25 protein-coding genes are annotated in these 14,623 nt (G+C 65.4%); all 25 read left to right on the top strand.

Translation table 11 applies throughout. The features are described from left to right. Positions 1 to 107 precede the first annotated feature (107 nt). The 25 genes from tuf (at position 108) to QMK34_RS28150 (ending at position 14,604) form a co-directional block, all read left to right on the top strand. Positions 108 to 1,301 carry an elongation factor Tu gene (gene tuf / locus QMK34_RS28270; RefSeq protein WP_326417528.1) on the top strand — a complete coding sequence of 398 codons (1,194 nt, stop codon included), beginning with the start codon at positions 108 to 110 and terminating at the stop codon, positions 1,299 to 1,301. A gap of 414 nt (positions 1,302 to 1,715) precedes the next feature. Continuing rightward, entirely contained in the window at positions 1,716 to 2,021 is a 306-nt protein-coding gene (gene rpsJ, locus QMK34_RS28265) for a 30S ribosomal protein S10 (RefSeq protein ID WP_003102098.1), read from the top strand. 69 nt (positions 2,022 to 2,090) lie between these two features. Beyond that, positions 2,091 to 2,747 carry a 50S ribosomal protein L3 gene (gene rplC / locus QMK34_RS28260; RefSeq protein WP_326417527.1) on the top strand — a complete coding sequence of 219 codons (657 nt, stop codon included), beginning with the start codon at positions 2,091 to 2,093 and terminating at the stop codon, positions 2,745 to 2,747. Continuing rightward, the gene (rplD, locus tag QMK34_RS28255) at positions 2,744 to 3,433 is read left to right on the top strand and encodes a 50S ribosomal protein L4 (protein WP_326417526.1); all 690 of its coding nucleotides are present in this window, start codon (positions 2,744 to 2,746) and stop codon (positions 3,431 to 3,433) included. The genes rplC and rplD overlap by 4 nt, the downstream gene beginning before the upstream one ends. Then, a complete protein-coding gene (gene rplW, locus QMK34_RS28250; RefSeq protein WP_326417525.1) occupies positions 3,430 to 3,741 on the top strand; it encodes a 50S ribosomal protein L23 in 312 nt (103 codons plus the stop codon). Before rplD ends, rplW begins: the two co-directional genes overlap by 4 nt. A 16-nt stretch (positions 3,742 to 3,757) precedes the next feature. Beyond that, the gene (gene rplB / locus QMK34_RS28245; RefSeq protein ID WP_326417523.1) at positions 3,758 to 4,594 is read left to right on the top strand and encodes a 50S ribosomal protein L2; all 837 of its coding nucleotides are present in this window, start codon (positions 3,758 to 3,760) and stop codon (positions 4,592 to 4,594) included. 18 nt (positions 4,595 to 4,612) lie between these two features. Then, the gene (gene rpsS / locus QMK34_RS28240; protein WP_326417522.1) at positions 4,613 to 4,894 is read left to right on the top strand and encodes a 30S ribosomal protein S19; all 282 of its coding nucleotides are present in this window, start codon (positions 4,613 to 4,615) and stop codon (positions 4,892 to 4,894) included. Positions 4,895 to 4,923: 29 nt separating this feature from the next. Continuing rightward, complete coding sequence (gene rplV / locus QMK34_RS28235; protein ID WP_326417521.1) at positions 4,924 to 5,343, top strand: 50S ribosomal protein L22; 420 nt, start codon at positions 4,924 to 4,926, stop codon at positions 5,341 to 5,343. Further along, the gene (rpsC, locus tag QMK34_RS28230) at positions 5,343 to 6,200 is read left to right on the top strand and encodes a 30S ribosomal protein S3 (protein ID WP_326417519.1); all 858 of its coding nucleotides are present in this window, start codon (positions 5,343 to 5,345) and stop codon (positions 6,198 to 6,200) included. Before rplV ends, rpsC begins: the two co-directional genes overlap by 1 nt. Before the next feature lie 3 nt (positions 6,201 to 6,203). Then, the gene (gene rplP / locus QMK34_RS28225) at positions 6,204 to 6,623 is read left to right on the top strand and encodes a 50S ribosomal protein L16 (protein ID WP_326417518.1); all 420 of its coding nucleotides are present in this window, start codon (positions 6,204 to 6,206) and stop codon (positions 6,621 to 6,623) included. After that, the gene (gene rpmC / locus QMK34_RS28220; RefSeq protein ID WP_326417517.1) at positions 6,623 to 6,871 is read left to right on the top strand and encodes a 50S ribosomal protein L29; all 249 of its coding nucleotides are present in this window, start codon (positions 6,623 to 6,625) and stop codon (positions 6,869 to 6,871) included. The genes rplP and rpmC overlap by 1 nt, the downstream gene beginning before the upstream one ends. After that, positions 6,868 to 7,167, top strand: a complete 300-nt coding sequence (gene rpsQ / locus QMK34_RS28215; RefSeq protein WP_326417516.1) for a 30S ribosomal protein S17 — start codon at positions 6,868 to 6,870, stop codon at positions 7,165 to 7,167. The genes rpmC and rpsQ overlap by 4 nt, the downstream gene beginning before the upstream one ends. Before the next feature lie 75 nt (positions 7,168 to 7,242). Beyond that, positions 7,243 to 7,611 (top strand): 50S ribosomal protein L14, encoded by a 369-nt coding sequence (gene rplN / locus QMK34_RS28210; protein ID WP_326417514.1) that lies wholly within the window; start codon positions 7,243 to 7,245, stop codon positions 7,609 to 7,611. 3 nt (positions 7,612 to 7,614) lie between these two features. Then, a complete protein-coding gene (rplX, locus tag QMK34_RS28205; RefSeq protein WP_326417513.1) occupies positions 7,615 to 7,929 on the top strand; it encodes a 50S ribosomal protein L24 in 315 nt (104 codons plus the stop codon). 11 nt (positions 7,930 to 7,940) lie between these two features. After that, complete coding sequence (gene rplE / locus QMK34_RS28200) at positions 7,941 to 8,504, top strand: 50S ribosomal protein L5 (RefSeq protein ID WP_326417551.1); 564 nt, start codon at positions 7,941 to 7,943, stop codon at positions 8,502 to 8,504. Between the two features lie 4 nt (positions 8,505 to 8,508). After that, entirely contained in the window at positions 8,509 to 8,694 is a 186-nt protein-coding gene (locus QMK34_RS28195) for a type Z 30S ribosomal protein S14 (RefSeq protein ID WP_326417512.1), read from the top strand. 183 nt (positions 8,695 to 8,877) lie between these two features. Then, the gene (gene rpsH / locus QMK34_RS28190) at positions 8,878 to 9,276 is read left to right on the top strand and encodes a 30S ribosomal protein S8 (protein ID WP_326417511.1); all 399 of its coding nucleotides are present in this window, start codon (positions 8,878 to 8,880) and stop codon (positions 9,274 to 9,276) included. Between the two features lie 16 nt (positions 9,277 to 9,292). Continuing rightward, positions 9,293 to 9,832, top strand: coding sequence for a 50S ribosomal protein L6 (gene rplF / locus QMK34_RS28185; RefSeq protein ID WP_326417510.1), 540 nt, complete (start codon positions 9,293 to 9,295; stop codon positions 9,830 to 9,832). Positions 9,833 to 9,834: 2 nt separating this feature from the next. After that, positions 9,835 to 10,233, top strand: a complete 399-nt coding sequence (rplR, locus tag QMK34_RS28180) for a 50S ribosomal protein L18 (protein WP_326417509.1) — start codon at positions 9,835 to 9,837, stop codon at positions 10,231 to 10,233. A gap of 34 nt (positions 10,234 to 10,267) precedes the next feature. After that, positions 10,268 to 10,918 (top strand): 30S ribosomal protein S5, encoded by a 651-nt coding sequence (gene rpsE / locus QMK34_RS28175; RefSeq protein WP_326417507.1) that lies wholly within the window; start codon positions 10,268 to 10,270, stop codon positions 10,916 to 10,918. Position 10,919: 1 nt separating this feature from the next. Beyond that, positions 10,920 to 11,105, top strand: a complete 186-nt coding sequence (rpmD, locus tag QMK34_RS28170) for a 50S ribosomal protein L30 (RefSeq protein ID WP_326417506.1) — start codon at positions 10,920 to 10,922, stop codon at positions 11,103 to 11,105. Then, the gene (gene rplO / locus QMK34_RS28165; RefSeq protein ID WP_326417505.1) at positions 11,102 to 11,548 is read left to right on the top strand and encodes a 50S ribosomal protein L15; all 447 of its coding nucleotides are present in this window, start codon (positions 11,102 to 11,104) and stop codon (positions 11,546 to 11,548) included. Before rpmD ends, rplO begins: the two co-directional genes overlap by 4 nt. 256 nt (positions 11,549 to 11,804) lie before the next feature. Then, complete coding sequence (locus QMK34_RS28160; RefSeq protein ID WP_326417504.1) at positions 11,805 to 12,431, top strand: LysE family translocator; 627 nt, start codon at positions 11,805 to 11,807, stop codon at positions 12,429 to 12,431. Between the two features lie 314 nt (positions 12,432 to 12,745). Beyond that, positions 12,746 to 14,053 carry a preprotein translocase subunit SecY gene (gene secY, locus QMK34_RS28155; protein ID WP_326417550.1) on the top strand — a complete coding sequence of 436 codons (1,308 nt, stop codon included), beginning with the start codon at positions 12,746 to 12,748 and terminating at the stop codon, positions 14,051 to 14,053. Next, the gene (locus QMK34_RS28150) at positions 14,050 to 14,604 is read left to right on the top strand and encodes an adenylate kinase (protein ID WP_326417503.1); all 555 of its coding nucleotides are present in this window, start codon (positions 14,050 to 14,052) and stop codon (positions 14,602 to 14,604) included. Before secY ends, QMK34_RS28150 begins: the two co-directional genes overlap by 4 nt. Positions 14,605 to 14,623 lie beyond the last annotated feature (19 nt).

Here is a 14,623-nt window from a genome sequence, read left to right as displayed (position 1 = left end):
GGAACACTCCTGAACGTCCGCACCACCCACCTAAGTAATATGTCCCCGGCCGGCGACAGCCACGTCGGCCGGGGTGAATAAGCAAAACAGTCCAGGAGGACATTCCAGTGGCGAAGGCGAAATTCGAGCGGACCAAGCCGCACGTCAACATCGGAACCATCGGTCACGTCGACCACGGTAAGACCACTCTGACCGCGGCGATCACCAAGGTTCTGCACGACAAGTACCCCGAGCTGAACACCGCCTCGGCGTTCGACCAGATCGACAACGCGCCCGAAGAGAAGGCGCGTGGCATCACGATCAACATCTCGCACGTCGAGTACCAGACCGAGAAGCGTCACTACGCCCACGTCGACGCCCCCGGTCACGCGGACTACATCAAGAACATGATCACCGGTGCGGCCCAGATGGACGGTGCGATCCTCGTGGTCGCGGCGACCGACGGCCCCATGCCGCAGACCCGTGAGCACGTTCTGCTCGCGAAGCAGGTCGGCGTGCCGTACATCGTCGTCGCGCTGAACAAGGCCGACATGGTGGACGACGAGGAGATCCTGGAGCTCGTCGAGCTCGAGGTCCGCGAGCTGCTGTCCTCCCAGGACTTCCCGGGTGACGACGCTCCCGTCGTTCAGGTCTCCGGCCTGAAGGCGCTCGAGGGCGACGCCAAGTGGGGCGAGACCGTCCTCAAGCTGATGGAAGCCGTCGACGAGAGCGTGCCGGACCCGGTCCGTGAACTCGACAAGCCGTTCCTGATGCCGATCGAAGACGTCTTCACGATCACCGGCCGTGGCACGGTCGTTACCGGCCGTATCGAGCGTGGCCGCGTGAACGTGAACGAAGAGGTCGAGATCGTCGGCATCAAGGAGAAGTCGACCAAGACCACCGTCACCGGTGTCGAGATGTTCCGCAAGCTGCTCGACCAGGGTGAAGCGGGCGACAACGTCGGCCTCCTGGTTCGTGGCATCAAGCGCGAGGACGTCGAGCGCGGCCAGGTCGTCGTGAAGCCGGGTACCACCACCCCGCACACGGAGTTCGAAGGCTCGGTCTACATCCTGTCGAAGGACGAGGGCGGCCGTCACACCCCGTTCTTCAACAACTACCGCCCCCAGTTCTACTTCCGCACGACGGACGTGACCGGCGTGGTGACCCTCAAGGAGGGCACCGAGATGGTCATGCCGGGCGACAACACGGACATCAGCGTTGTGCTGATCCAGCCGATCGCCATGGACGAGGGCCTGCGTTTCGCCATCCGTGAGGGTGGACGGACCGTCGGCGCCGGCCAGGTCACCAAGATCATCAAGTGATGTGACCCTGCTCCCGGGGGCCTGATACGCCCCCGGGTCCAGGTCGTCAAATCACGTGTGCGACACTACTTGGGTTGCTCGTCGCAGGGCGGCCGATTCCTTCGGACAGTGTTTTCTGAAGGATCCGGCCGCCTTCGTGCGAGTGACCACGGTCCGCGCAGCTCTTCCTTCGGGTGAGGGTATGCGGGCAAGGGAATCCGGCGGCGTCAACACGCTGACGAGGACCCCCTCACGTTGAGGAAGACCAGGCAAGACGACGATCCCACGGGATCCGTCTGTGCGGCGGGCGCGACACGCCCGACCGCGTGGACCGGGGACAGGGCCGTTGAACTGCGAAAACCGGGGCGGTAGAGCTCCTGTACGGCCCCGGTTTGTGAAGTAGCGGCACGAGACGACAAGGAACGAGCAGCCACCATGGCGGGACAGAAGATCCGCATCCGGCTCAAGGCCTACGACCACGAGGCGATCGACACCTCGGCGCGCAAGATCGTCGAGACGGTCACGCGCACCGGCGCCCGTGTTGTCGGGCCGGTGCCGCTGCCCACCGAGAAGAACGTTTACTGCGTCATCCGCTCGCCGCACAAGTACAAGGACTCGCGCGAGCACTTCGAGATGCGCACGCACAAGCGTCTGATCGACATCCTCGACCCGACGCCGAAGACGGTCGACGCGCTTATGCGCATCGACCTTCCGGCGAGCGTCGACGTCAACATCCAGTAAGCGCTGGAGGGCCTGCTTGCAGGGTCCGACCATAGGTGCAGGGCGAGCGGCGGAGATAAGAGACAAGTTATGTCTGACAGGGAAATGAAGGGCATCCTGGGCACCAAGCTCGGGATGACCCAGGTCTTCGACGAGAACAACCGGGTTGTCCCGGTGACCGTCGTCAAGGCCGGTCCGAACGTGGTCACCCAGGTTCGTACCCAGGAAACCGACGGCTATGTGGCCGTGCAGCTGGCGTTCGGCGCGGTCGACCCGCGTCGTGTCACCAAGCCGCGCACTGGCCACTTCGACAAGGCGGGTGTCACTCCGCGCCGGTTCCTCGCCGAGCTGCGGACCACCGACGCCGAGACCTACGAGATCGGCCAGGAGATCACCGTCGAGGTGTTCGCCGCCGGTGCCGAGGTCGACGTGACCGGAACCAGCAAGGGCAAGGGCTACGCCGGTGTCATGAAGCGTCACGGCTTCAAGGGCCAGGGCGCCAGCCACGGTGCGCAGGCTGTGCACCGGAAGCCGGGTTCCATTGGTGGCTGTGCCACTCCTGGACGCGTGTTCAAGGGTATGCGCATGGCCGGCCGGATGGGCAGTGACCGGGTCACCACACAGGGCCTCACCGTGCACGCGGTGCGCGCTGAGGACGGCCTGCTGCTGATCAAGGGTGCCGTGCCCGGTCCCAAGGGCGGTCTGCTGTTCGTTCGCAGCGCCGCGAAGGGTGGTAAAACCGAATGACCAGCGTCGAGCTGAAGACCCCGGCCGGTAAAGCCGACGGCACTGTCGAGCTCCCCGCGGAGATCTTCGACGTGCAGGCCAACGTGCCGCTGATGCACCAGGTCGTGATCGGCCAGCTGGCCGCCGCACGCCAGGGCACTCACGACACCAAGACCCGTGGCGAAGTCCGCGGTGGTGGCAAGAAGCCGTACCGGCAGAAGGGCACCGGTCGCGCCCGCCAGGGTTCGACCCGTGCGCCGCAGTACACCGGTGGTGGCGTCGTCCACGGCCCCACGCCGCGTGACTACACCCAGCGCACCCCGAAGAAGATGAAGGTCGCCGCTCTGCGTGGCGCCCTCTCCGACCGGGTTCGCGCCGGCCAGCTGCACGTCGTCACTGAGCTTGTCGGCGGCGAGAAGCCGTCGACCAAGCTGGCGAAGCAGGTCATCGCCGCGGTTACCCCGGCCAAGCGCGTCCTCGTGGTCCTGCACCGCGACGACCAGCTGAGCTGGCGCTCCGCGTCGAACCTGCCCCAGGTCCACATCATCGCGCCCGATCAGCTCAACACCTACGACGTGTTGGTCAACGACGACGTGGTGTTCACCAAGGCCGCTTTCGAGGTCTTCGTCGCCGGTCCCGTTCGGGGCAAGAGCGCGAAAGCTTCCGCGCGGTCGAGCGAAGTAGCGGAAGGGAGTGACGAGCAGTGAGTGCGATCGCCATTCCCGACCACCGCGACGTCTTGCTCGCACCGGTCATCTCCGAGAAGTCCTATGGGCTGCTCGAGGACCACAAGTACACGTTCGTGGTTCGCCCGGACGCCAACAAGACCCAGATCAAGATCGCGGTCGAGAAGGTGTTCGGCGTCAAGGTGGTCAGTGTCAACACCCTCAACCGCCAGGGCAAGCGTAAGCGGACTCGCGCCGGCTTCGGCAAGCGCAAGGACACCAAGCGCGCCATCGTGACTCTTTCGGCTGAAAGCAAGCCGATTGAGATCTTCGGCGGACCCACCGCGTAAAGGACTGAGCTGACTAATGGGCATCCGCAAGTACAAGCCAACGACGCCGGGCCGTCGTGGATCGAGCGTTTCCGATTTCGCCGAGATCACTCGGTCGACTCCGGAAAAGTCTCTTCTGCGACCGCTGCACGGCACGGGCGGGCGTAACTCGTCCGGCAAGATCACCACCCGGCACAAGGGTGGCGGCCACAAGCGTGCGTACCGGCTGATCGACTTCCGCCGGAACGACAAGGACGGCGTGCCGGCCAAGGTCGCGCACATCGAGTACGACCCGAACCGTTCCGCACGGATCGCACTGCTGCACTACGCCGACGGCGAGAAGCGCTACATCATCGCGCCGGAGAAGCTGAAGCAGGGCGACCTGATCGAGAACGGCCCTCGCGCCGACATCAAGCCGGGTAACAACCTGCCGCTGCGCAACATCCCCGTCGGTACCGTGATCCACGCGATCGAGCTCCGCCCCGGTGGCGGCGCGAAGATCGCCCGGTCCGCCGGTGTGAAGGTGCAGCTCGTCGCCAAGGACGGTCCGTACGCCCAGCTGCGTCTCCCCTCGGGCGAGATCCGCAACGTGGACGTGCGCAACCGCGCTACCATCGGCGAGGTCGGCAACTCCGACCACTCCAACATCAACTGGGGCAAGGCGGGTCGTAACCGCTGGCGCGGCAAGCGCCCCACCGTCCGTGGTGTCGTGATGAACCCGGTCGACCACCCGCATGGTGGTGGTGAGGGTAAGACCTCTGGTGGTCGCCACCCGGTGAACCCGAACGGCAAGCCGGAGGGTCGTACCCGCCGCCGCAAGCCGAGCGACCAGTTGATCGTCCGCCGCAGGCGTACCGGCAAGAACAAGCGCTGAGCAGGGAGGTAGAAAAAGATGCCACGTAGCCTTAAAAAGGGCCCCTTCGTGGATGACCACCTGCTCAAGAAGGTGGACGTTCTCAACGAGGCCAGCAAGAAGTCGGTCATCAAGACCTGGTCCCGTCGCTCCACGATCATCCCGGATTTCCTGGGACACACGATCGCGGTGCACGACGGACGCAAGCACGTTCCGGTCTTCGTGACCGAGGCGATGGTGGGTCACAAGTTGGGCGAATTCGCCCCGACTCGGACCTTCAAGGGCCACATCAAGGACGACCGGAAGTCGCGCCGCCGCTGAGCGGGCACGAGAGAACAAGGGAAGCAGCGATGAACGCCCAGAACAACGCGACAGCCGAGGCTCTGCCTGTGGCTTACGCGCGGGCTCGCTTCGTCCGGGACTCACCGATGAAGGTGCGCCGGGTAATCGAGCTCATCAAGGGACGTAGCGCCACTGACGCCTTGGCCGTGCTCCGCTTCGCCCCTCAGGCGGCGAGCGAGACGGTCGCGAAGGTGCTTGCTAGCGCCGTGGCCAACGCCGAGAACAACCTCCAGCTGGACCCCGACACCCTCTGGGTCAAGAACGCCTACGCCGACGAGGGCCCGACCCTCAAGCGCATCCGGCCGCGGGCCCAGGGCCGTGCGTACCGGATCCGCAAGCGGACCAGCCACGTCACCGTCGAGGTCGAATCCCGGCCGAAGACCGACGTGAAAAAGGCGCAGAGCAAGAAGAAGGCAGGTGGCCGGTAGTGGGCCAGAAGATCAACCCGCACGGCTTCCGCCTGGGTATCACCACTGACTGGAAGTCGCGTTGGTACGCCGACAAGCAGTACGCGGAGTACGTGGCCGAGGACGTCAAGATCCGGAAGCTGCTGTCCACCGGCATGGAGCGCGCCGGCATCTCCAAGGTCGAGATCGAGCGCACCCGTGACCGTGTCCGCGTCGACATCCACACCGCCCGGCCGGGCATCGTCATCGGCCGTCGCGGCGCGGAAGCCGACCGGATCCGTGGCGCGCTGGAGAAGCTGACCAAGAAGCAGGTCCAGCTGAACATCCTCGAGGTGAAGAACCCCGAGGCCGACGCTCAGCTCGTGGCACAGGGTGTCGCGGAGCAGCTTTCGAATCGCGTGGCGTTCCGCCGTGCGATGCGTAAGGCGCTCCAGACGTCCATGCGTTCGCCGCAGGTCAAGGGCATCCGCGTGCAGTGCGGTGGTCGTCTCGGCGGTGCCGAGATGTCCCGCTCGGAGCACTACCACGACGGCCGGGTTCCCCTGCACACCCTGCGCGCCGACATCGACTACGGCTTCTTCGAGGCCAAGACGACGTTCGGCCGCATCGGCGTGAAGGTCTGGATCTACAAGGGCGAGATCGTCGGTGGGCTCAAGGCCAAGGAGGCGCGTGACGCCGCCGCGGCCGCTGACCGCGCACCGCGTCGCGACCGTGCCGACCGTCCTGCCCGCCCGCGCCGTTCCGGCTCGTCGGGCACGACCCCGACCTCGACCGAAGCCGGTCGCGCCGCTGCCGCGGCGAAGACCGAGACGGACGTAGCCCCCGTGGCCGCGCCCGAGGCGGCCTCCCCGGAGACTGCAGAAAAGACGGAGGGCTGACACGTGCTCATCCCGCGCAGGGTCAAGCACCGGAAGCAGCACTCTCCGAAGCGCGCCGGCGCCGCCAAGGGCGGTACGAAGGTGACCTTCGGCGAGTACGGCATTCAGGCGCTTGAGCACAGCTACGTGACCAACCGGCAGATCGAGTCCGCTCGTATCGCCATGACGCGTCACATCAAGCGTGGCGGCAAGGTGTGGACCACGGTCTTCCCTGACCGCCCACTCACCAAGAAGCCTGCCGAAACCCGCATGGGTTCCGGTAAGGGTTCGCCCGAGTGGTGGATCGCCAACGTGAAGCCCGGCCGTGTCATGTTCGAGATCAGCTTCCCGAACGAAGAGACGGCCCGCGAGGCGCTCCGCCGCGCGATCCACAAGCTGCCCATGAAGTGCCGAATCGTTACCCGTGAAGGTGGTGAGTTCTGATGGCGAGCGCTGGAGCCATTGCGGCGTCCGAACTTCGCGAGCTCACCGCTGAAGAGCTCGTGTTGCGGCTGAAGGAACACAAGGAGGAGCTCTTCAACCTCCGGTTCCAGATGGCTACCGGGCAGCTGGACAACAACCGTCGTCTGCGTACCGTCCGCACGGACATCGCGCGGATCTACACGGTCATGCGTGAGCGGGAACTCGGCTTGTCCGTTTCCCCTGACGCCGAGAGTGAAGGTGCGGCATGAGCACTGAAGAGCAGAGTGCGAAATCTGCCTCTGAGACGGCCGCTGCCCGCAACGACCGCAAGGTCCGCGAGGGCTACGTCGTCTCGGACAAGATGAACAAGACGATCGTGGTCGAGCTCGAAGACCGCAAGAAGCACCGTCGCTACGCCAAGGTTCTCCGCAGCACCACCAAGGTCAAGGTGCACGACGAGAACAACGAGGCGGGCGAGGGCGACCGGGTCACCTTGATGGAGACCCGCCCCCTGTCGGCCACCAAGCGCTGGCGTCTGGTGCAGATCGTCGAGAAGGCCAAGTAAGTAGGGCTCTTTCCGAGTCCCTAAGTTCCGCAAGGCTCGCTTCAGCGAGAACCAGCGCGACATACAGGAGTTGACGTGATCCAGCAGGAGTCGCGGCTACGGGTTGCCGACAACACGGGCGCGAAGGAAATTCTTTGCATCCGCGTTCTCGGTGGTTCGGGGCGGCGCTACGCGGGTATCGGCGACATCATCGTCGCCACCGTGAAAGACGCCATGCCGGCCGCCGGCGTGAAGAAGGGTGACGTCGTCAAGGCGGTCATCGTTCGCACGCGTAAAGAGCGCCGTCGCGCGGATGGCTCGTACATCCGCTTCGACGAGAACGCTGCTGTGCTCATCAAGAACGACAATGAGCCCCGCGGCACCCGCATCTTCGGCCCGGTGGGCCGCGAGCTGCGCGACCGAAAGTTCATGAAGATCATTTCGCTCGCGCCGGAGGTGTTGTAGAGCATGAAGGTGAAGAAGGGCGACACGGTCGTCGTCATCGCCGGCAAGGACAAGGGCGCCAAGGGCAAGGTCATTCAGGCCTACCCCGAGCGTGAGCGTGTGCTGGTCGAAGGCGTGAACCGGATCAAGAAGCACACCCGGATCACCCAGACCCAGCGTGGGGCGCAGTCGGGCGGCATCGTCACCCAGGAAGCGCCGATCCACGTGTCGAACGTGCAGGTCGTCGATTCCGACGGCAAGCCGACCCGGGTGGGCTACCGCATCGGCGAGGACGGTAAAAAATCCCGTATCTCGCGCAGGAACGGTAAGGACATCTGATGAGCGCCCCTGTGACTAGTACAGAGAAAATCGTGCCGCGTCTCAAGACCCGGTACCGCGACGAGATCAAAGCTCAGCTCCAGGAGGAGTTCAGCTTCGAGAACGTCCACCAGATTCCCGGCGTCGTCAAGGTCGTCGTGAACATGGGTGTCGGTGACGCCGCCCGTGACAGCAAGCTGATCGAAGGCGCGATCCGCGACCTGGCCGCGATCACCGGCCAGAAGCCCGAGGTTCGCAAGGCCCGCAAGTCCATCGCGCAGTTCAAGCTGCGTGAAGGTCAGCCGATCGGTGCGCGCGTTACGCTGCGCAACGACCGGATGTGGGAGTTCCTCGACCGGCTGCTGACCATCGCGCTGCCGCGTATCCGCGACTTCCGCGGGCTGTCGCCGAAGCAGTTCGACGGCAACGGCAACTACACCTTCGGTCTCAACGAGCAGTCGATGTTCCACGAGATCGACCCGGACGCCATCGACCGCCCGCGCGGTATGGACGTCACTGTTGTCACCACCGCCACCACCGACGACGAGGGCCGCGCGCTGCTTCGCAAGCTCGGCTTCCCGTTCAAGGAGAACTGAGTCGATGGCCAAGAAAGCGCTGATTAACAAGGCCGCGAAGAAGCCGAAGTTCAAGGTGCGCGGTTACACGCGTTGCCAGCGGTGCGGCCGCCCCCACGCGGTCTTCCGCAAGTTCGGGCTCTGCCGGATCTGCCTTCGCGAGATGGCACACGCGGGCGAGCTGCCCGGCGTCCGCAAGTCCAGCTGGTAAGAGACTTTACTTTGCCGATCTGGCCGAAAGTAGGCGGATACGGGCCGGGAGCTAGCCAGCTCACCGGTACTGTTTCCGCCGCGGCTGCCGGTCGGATTGGCAAACAATCGATACAGAACTCCCACTTCGCCACAGGCCCTGCATGAAGCAGGGAACCAGGGCGAGAAAGGTTGACAGGTCACCATGACGATGACCGACCCGATCGCAGACTTCTTGACCCGTCTGCGTAACGCGAACTCGGCATATCACGACGAGGTCGTGCTTCCCCACTCCAAGATCAAGGCGAACATCGCGGAGATCTTGAAGCAGCAGGGCTACATCGCGGGCTACCGCGACGAGCCGGGCGAGAAGCACAAGAACCTCATCGTGGAGCTGAAGTACGGCCCCAACCGTGAGCGGAGCATCGCCGGTCTCCGGCGCGTCTCCAAGCCGGGTCTGCGGGTCTACGCAAAATCGACCGAACTGCCGAACGTTCTCGGTGGCCTCGGCGTCGCGATCATTTCGACGTCTTCCGGCCTCCAGACCGATCGCCAGGCCAAGCGCAACAGCGTGGGCGGCGAAGTCCTCGCCTACGTCTGGTAAGGAAGGGGGCACAGACATGTCACGCATCGGAAAGCTGCCGGTCACCGTCCCCTCCGGGGTCGAGGTGACCATCAACGGTCAGCAAATCAAGGTCAAGGGGCCCAAGGGCACCCTCGAGCACATCATCGCGGAGCCCATCACCGTGGAGAAGGCCGAAGACGGCACTCTCCAGGTGAAGCGCCCCAACGAGGAGCGCACGAGCCGTGCACTGCACGGTCTCACCCGCACCCTGGTGAACAACCTGGTCGTCGGCGTCACCGCCGGCTACGAGAAGAAGCTCGAAATCCACGGCGTCGGCTACCGTGTCGCGGCGAAGGGCTCGGATCTCGAGTTCGCGCTCGGCTACAGCCACCCGGTGAAGATCGAGGCGCCGGAAGGCATCACCTTCAAGGTCGAGACCCCCACCCGGTTCTCGGTCTCCGGCATCGACAAGCAGAAGGTCGGCCAGATCTCTGCGGTCATCCGTAAGCTGCGGAAGCCCGACCCGTACAAGGGTAAGGGTCTGCGCTACGAGGGTGAGAAGATCCGCCGCAAGGTCGGAAAGACGGGTAAGTGATCATGAGCGACACGACTACGAAGCGCAAGCCGGTCGGCAAGGACATCTCGACCCGCCGCCGCGTCGCGAAGACCCGTCGGCACTTCCGGCTCCGCAAGAAGATCAGCGGCACGGACATCCGTCCGCGCCTGGTCGTCAAGCGTTCCTCGCGGCACATCGCGGTGCAGCTCATCGACGACCTGGTCGGCAAGACCCTGGCGTCGGCGTCCACCCTCGAGGCGGATGTCCGCGCGCTGGACGGCGACAAGAAGGCCAAGGCCGCCAAGGTCGGCGAGCTGGTCGCCGCCCGCGCGAAGAGCGCAGGCGTCTCGACCGTGGTGTTCGACCGTGGTGGCAACGCCTACCACGGCCGCATCGCCGCACTGGCCGACGCCGCCCGTGAGGCGGGGTTGGAATTCTGACGATGCAGCAGCTTGTTAACGGAAGGAAAGCCTGATGCCGGGACGTACACGGCAATTCGGCGGCGGTCAGCAGCAGGGCGGACCCGGCGGGCAGGGCGGCAACGACCGCAATGACCGTCGCGGTGGCGGCCGTGACCGGCGCGACAGCGGTCGTGGGGCTGGCCAGGAGAAGACCCCGCACCTCGAGAAGGTCGTCACGATCAACCGAGTGGCCAAGGTCGTCAAGGGTGGTCGTCGCTTCAGCTTCACCGCCCTCGTTGTCGTCGGTGACGGCGACGGCCAGGTCGGCGTCGGCTACGGCAAGGCCAAGGAAGTTCCCGCGGCCATCGCCAAGGGCGTCGAAGAGGCGAAGAAGAACTTCTTCCGCGTTCCTCGCGTCGGCGGCACCATTCCGCACCCGATCCAGGGTGCGGAAGCCGCGGGCGTCGTGCTGCTCCGTCCGGCCAGCGCCGGTACCGGCGTCATCGCCGGTGGCCCGGTCCGCGCGGTCTTGGAGTGCGCCGGTGTTCACGACGTGCTCTCGAAGTCGCTGGGTAGCGACAACGCGATCAACATCGTGCACGCCACCGTCGCCGCACTGAAGGGTCTGCAGCGTCCCGAGGAGGTGGCGGCCCGTCGTGGCCTGCCGCTCGAGGACGTCGCTCCGGCCCGGATGCTGCGCCAGCGGGCGGGGCAGGTGAACTGACGTGGCTCAGTTGAAGATCACCCAGATCAAGAGCAAGATCGGCACCAAGCACAACCACCGTGAATCGCTGCGCACCCTCGGGCTGCGCAAGATCCGGCAGTCGACGGTGCGTGAAGACACCCCCCAGGTGCGCGGCCTGATCAAGGCCGTCCGCCACCTCGTGGAGGTCGAGGAGGTCAAGTCATGACGGCCATCAAGATCCACCACCTGCGCCCGGCGCCCGGTGCCAAGACCGAGAAGATGCGTGTCGGTCGTGGTGAAGGCTCCAAGGGTAAGACGGCTGGTCGCGGTACCAAGGGCACCAAGGCCCGGAAGAACGTGCCCGTCCGCTTCGAGGGTGGGCAGATGCCCATCCACATGCGGCTGCCGAAGCTGCGTGGCTTCAAGAACCGCTTCCGTACCGAGTACCAGCCGGTGAACGTGGGCGACATCGCCCGCGTCTTCCCGGACGGTGGCAAGATCGGCAGCGAGGAGCTCGTCGCCCACGGTCTCGTCCGCAAGGGCAAGCTCGTCAAGGTGCTCGGCAACGGCGATGTCGACGGCGTCAAGCTGGACATCACCGCTGACGGCTTCTCCGGCTCCGCCAAGGAGAAGCTCGAAGCCGCCGGTGGCTCCGCCACCACGGTCTGAGTACCCCGTACGTAGCTCCACCCAGCACCACCCGAAAGGCCCGCCCGGCTCACGCCCGGCGGGCCTTTCGCATGCCCACCCGCCTACGTTTAGCCCGCTAAACGCATCCGCCCCACCCCCGCCGAGTGCGTTTAGCGGGCTAACCGTCCCCGGCCGGGCGCGTTTAGCGGGCTAAACGTAGTCGCGGAGCCGCGGGCGCCAGGCGGGGTAAATGCGCTCGCGCCGGGGGATAGCGTGGGGCCAGGAGGTGGAGCCGATGACGTGGGTTCTGGTGTTCTTCGGCGCGGCCGTGCTGATCGCGGTTACGCCAGGCGCGAACAACCTTCTCGGCCTACACAACGGGATGACGCACGGTGGACGTCGGGCGCTCGCCGGACTGATCGGCCGGTTGGCCGCGTTCACCCTGATGATCGCGGCGGTGGCCGCGGGACTCGGGCAGCTCCTGGCAGCTTCGGAGACCGCTTTGACGGTCATCAAGTGGGCGGGCGTCGTCTATCTGCTTTGGCTCGGCTGCCGGCTTCTCTGGTCCTCTTTCAGGGGTGCTGGGAACCCGCCGCAGCCCGGCGACGCTTCCGTCGCGACCTCCGCGGTTCTGGTCGCCCGCAAGGAGTTCGCGGTCGCGATCACCAACCCGAAGGCCATCCTCGTCTTCACCGCGTTCGTGCCGCAGTTCATCGGCGCGGGCCACGGCCCCGTTGCCGGGCAGATCGGCATCCTCGGCGGGGTCTACCTAGTGGCCGAACTCCTGGCCGGCTCCCTGTACGTCGGCGTCGGGACGCTAGTGAGGTCGGCCAGGCTCTCGCGCCGTGCGCGGCGCAACGTCGACCGCGGCACCGGCGTCGTCCTGCTGGGAATCGCGGGCACCCTGGCCGCCTCGGCCTGACCTGCGCGCACAGGGCGTTTAGCGGGCTAACTGTAGGCGCGGGGGACCGAAACCCGCCCGGCCGGCGGGCCGGGATGTCAAGGGTTTCCAGGCAGACGGCCAGGTGGATCAACCCAGCGGACCAACCTACGTCGGGAAAACGCACACACACTGCGGACACGCCCAGTGAAGCTGTTAGAGTCGGCGACACGCTTCGGGACGAGTGTGCCCCGAAGCGTTCCTGGCTTGTGCCAGTGAGCTGTGTTCCCGCCGGCCTAGTGCCGGCCAAGCCGATCGTCGGTACGACAGCCGACGACGCCGAGGAGGTCCCCCGCGTGCTCAGCGCCTTCCGCTCGGCTCTCGCGACGCCGGATCTACGTAAGAAGATCCTGTTCACGCTAGCCATCGTCGCGGTCTACCGAATCGGTGCGGTCACCCCCGCTCCCGGGATCTCGTACCCCGCCGTGCAGGCATGCTCGTCAACAGCCCAGCAAGAGGGCGTCTACCAGCTGCTGAACCTGTTCAGCGGCGGTGCGCTCCTGCAGCTGTCGATTTTCTCGACGGGCATCATGCCGTACATCACGGCGAGCATCATCGTTCAGCTGCTGACCGTCGTGATCCCTCGTTTCGAGGAGCTCAAGAAGGAAGGCCAGTCCGGCCAGGGCAAGCTGACCCAGTACACCCGGTACCTGACGGTCGCGCTCGCGATCCTGCAGGCCACCGGCGTGGTCGCGCTCGCGGACCGCAAGCAGCTCTTCCCGGACTGCACAACCCCGATCATCCCGGACAACAGCGTGTACTCGCTCGCGATCATCGTCATCACGATGACCGCCGGTACCGCGGTGATGATGTGGCTGGGTGAGCTGATCACCGAACGCGGTGTCGGTAACGGCATGTCCGTCCTGATCTTCCTGAACATCGCGGCCCGGATTCCGGTCGAGGGCGGCAACATCCTGAGCAGCTCGGGTGGCGTCGTTCTCGCGTTGATCTGTGTCTTCGGCCTGGTGATCATCGCCAGCGTCATCTTCGTGGAGCAGGGCCAGCGCCGGATCCCGGTGCAGTACGCCAAGCGCATGATCGGCCGCCGGATGTACGGCGGGACGTCGACCTATCTGCCGATCAAGGTGAACCAGGCCGGTGTCATCCCGGTCATCTTCGCGTCGTCGCTGCTCTACCTGCCGGACCTGATCAGCCGCCTGGTCGGAAACCCGAACAGCAACTCCGGCTGGCAGGTCTTCATCAAGAACTACGTGGTCAACCAGTCCAGCTGGGTGCACATCCTGCTGTACTTCGCGTTGATCATCTTCTTCACGTACTTCTACATCACGATCACGTTCAACGTGGACGAGCGTGCAGAGGAAATGAAGAAGTTCGGTGGCTTCATCCCGGGCATCCGGCCGGGTCGGCCCACCGCTGAATACCTCAGCTATGTGCTGGGCCGGATCACCCTTCCGGGCTCCCTGTACCTGGGCATCATCGCGATCCTCCCGAACTTCTTCCTGTCCATCACCGGCGGTGGGAACAACCAGAACTTCCCGTTCGGTGGTACAGCTGTGCTGATCATGGTCGGTGTCGGCCTCGACACCGTCAAGCAGATCGAAAGCCAGCTGATGCAGCGAAACTACGAAGGGTTCTTGAAGTGACTCGCCTGGTTCTCGTGGGCCCGCCCGGCGCTGGCAAAGGCACTCAGGCCGTGGCGCTGTCCGAGAAGCTCCGCGTCCCGCACATCTCGACCGGCGATCTGTTCCGCGCGCACGCGGGCGAGCAGACGCCGCTCGGCCAGGAAGCCAAGCGTTACCTGGATTCCGGCGAGCTCGTGCCGGACTCGGTCACGAACGAGATGGTCCGTGAACGGCTCGCCGAGCCGGACGCGAAGGCTGGCTTCCTGCTCGACGGTTTCCCCCGCAACACGAAGCAGGCCGAGGTCCTCGGTGAGATTCTCGGCGAGTCGGACCTCTCGCTCGACGCGGTCATCCAGCTCCAGGTGTCCGAGGACGTCGTCGTCGGCCGCCTGATGTCGCGCGGCCGCGCGGACGACACCGAGGACGTCATCCGTCGTCGCCAGCAGATCTACGTGTCCGAGACGGCACCGCTGCTGGAGTACTACGCGGACATCCTGGTCACCGTGGACGGCGTCGGCGACGTCGAGGAGATCTCTGGCCGGGTGCTGGAAGCGCTCCGCGATCGCTCGTGAATCTCGGAGGATTGCGTGT

It is taken from the genome of Amycolatopsis sp. H20-H5, from assembly GCF_035828755.1.
In the GTDB taxonomy this organism is placed as follows: Bacteria; Actinomycetota; Actinomycetes; order Mycobacteriales; family Pseudonocardiaceae; genus Amycolatopsis.
This window is presented reverse-complemented; position numbering and strand designations above follow the sequence as displayed.

Bases quoted from the DNA above. Each gene is read 5' to 3' on its own strand.
- rpsJ (WP_003102098.1), top strand. From the start codon at position 1,716: ATGGCGGGACAGAAGATCCGCATCCGGCTCAAGGCCTACGACCACGAG.
- rplC (WP_326417527.1), top strand. From the start codon at position 2,091: ATGTCTGACAGGGAAATGAAGGGCATCCTGGGCACCAAGCTCGGGATG.
- rplD (WP_326417526.1), top strand. From the start codon at position 2,744: ATGACCAGCGTCGAGCTGAAGACCCCGGCCGGTAAAGCCGACGGCACT.
- rplB (WP_326417523.1), top strand. From the start codon at position 3,758: ATGGGCATCCGCAAGTACAAGCCAACGACGCCGGGCCGTCGTGGATCG.
- rpsS (WP_326417522.1), top strand. From the start codon at position 4,613: ATGCCACGTAGCCTTAAAAAGGGCCCCTTCGTGGATGACCACCTGCTC.
- rplV (WP_326417521.1), top strand. From the start codon at position 4,924: ATGAACGCCCAGAACAACGCGACAGCCGAGGCTCTGCCTGTGGCTTAC.
- rpmC (WP_326417517.1), top strand. From the start codon at position 6,623: ATGGCGAGCGCTGGAGCCATTGCGGCGTCCGAACTTCGCGAGCTCACC.
- rpsQ (WP_326417516.1), top strand. From the start codon at position 6,868: ATGAGCACTGAAGAGCAGAGTGCGAAATCTGCCTCTGAGACGGCCGCT.
- rplX (WP_326417513.1), top strand. From the start codon at position 7,615: ATGAAGGTGAAGAAGGGCGACACGGTCGTCGTCATCGCCGGCAAGGAC.
- QMK34_RS28195 (WP_326417512.1), top strand. From the start codon at position 8,509: ATGGCCAAGAAAGCGCTGATTAACAAGGCCGCGAAGAAGCCGAAGTTC.
- rpsH (WP_326417511.1), top strand. From the start codon at position 8,878: ATGACGATGACCGACCCGATCGCAGACTTCTTGACCCGTCTGCGTAAC.
- rplF (WP_326417510.1), top strand. From the start codon at position 9,293: ATGTCACGCATCGGAAAGCTGCCGGTCACCGTCCCCTCCGGGGTCGAG.
- rplR (WP_326417509.1), top strand. From the start codon at position 9,835: ATGAGCGACACGACTACGAAGCGCAAGCCGGTCGGCAAGGACATCTCG.
- rpsE (WP_326417507.1), top strand. From the start codon at position 10,268: ATGCCGGGACGTACACGGCAATTCGGCGGCGGTCAGCAGCAGGGCGGA.
- rplO (WP_326417505.1), top strand. From the start codon at position 11,102: ATGACGGCCATCAAGATCCACCACCTGCGCCCGGCGCCCGGTGCCAAG.
- QMK34_RS28160 (WP_326417504.1), top strand. From the start codon at position 11,805: ATGACGTGGGTTCTGGTGTTCTTCGGCGCGGCCGTGCTGATCGCGGTT.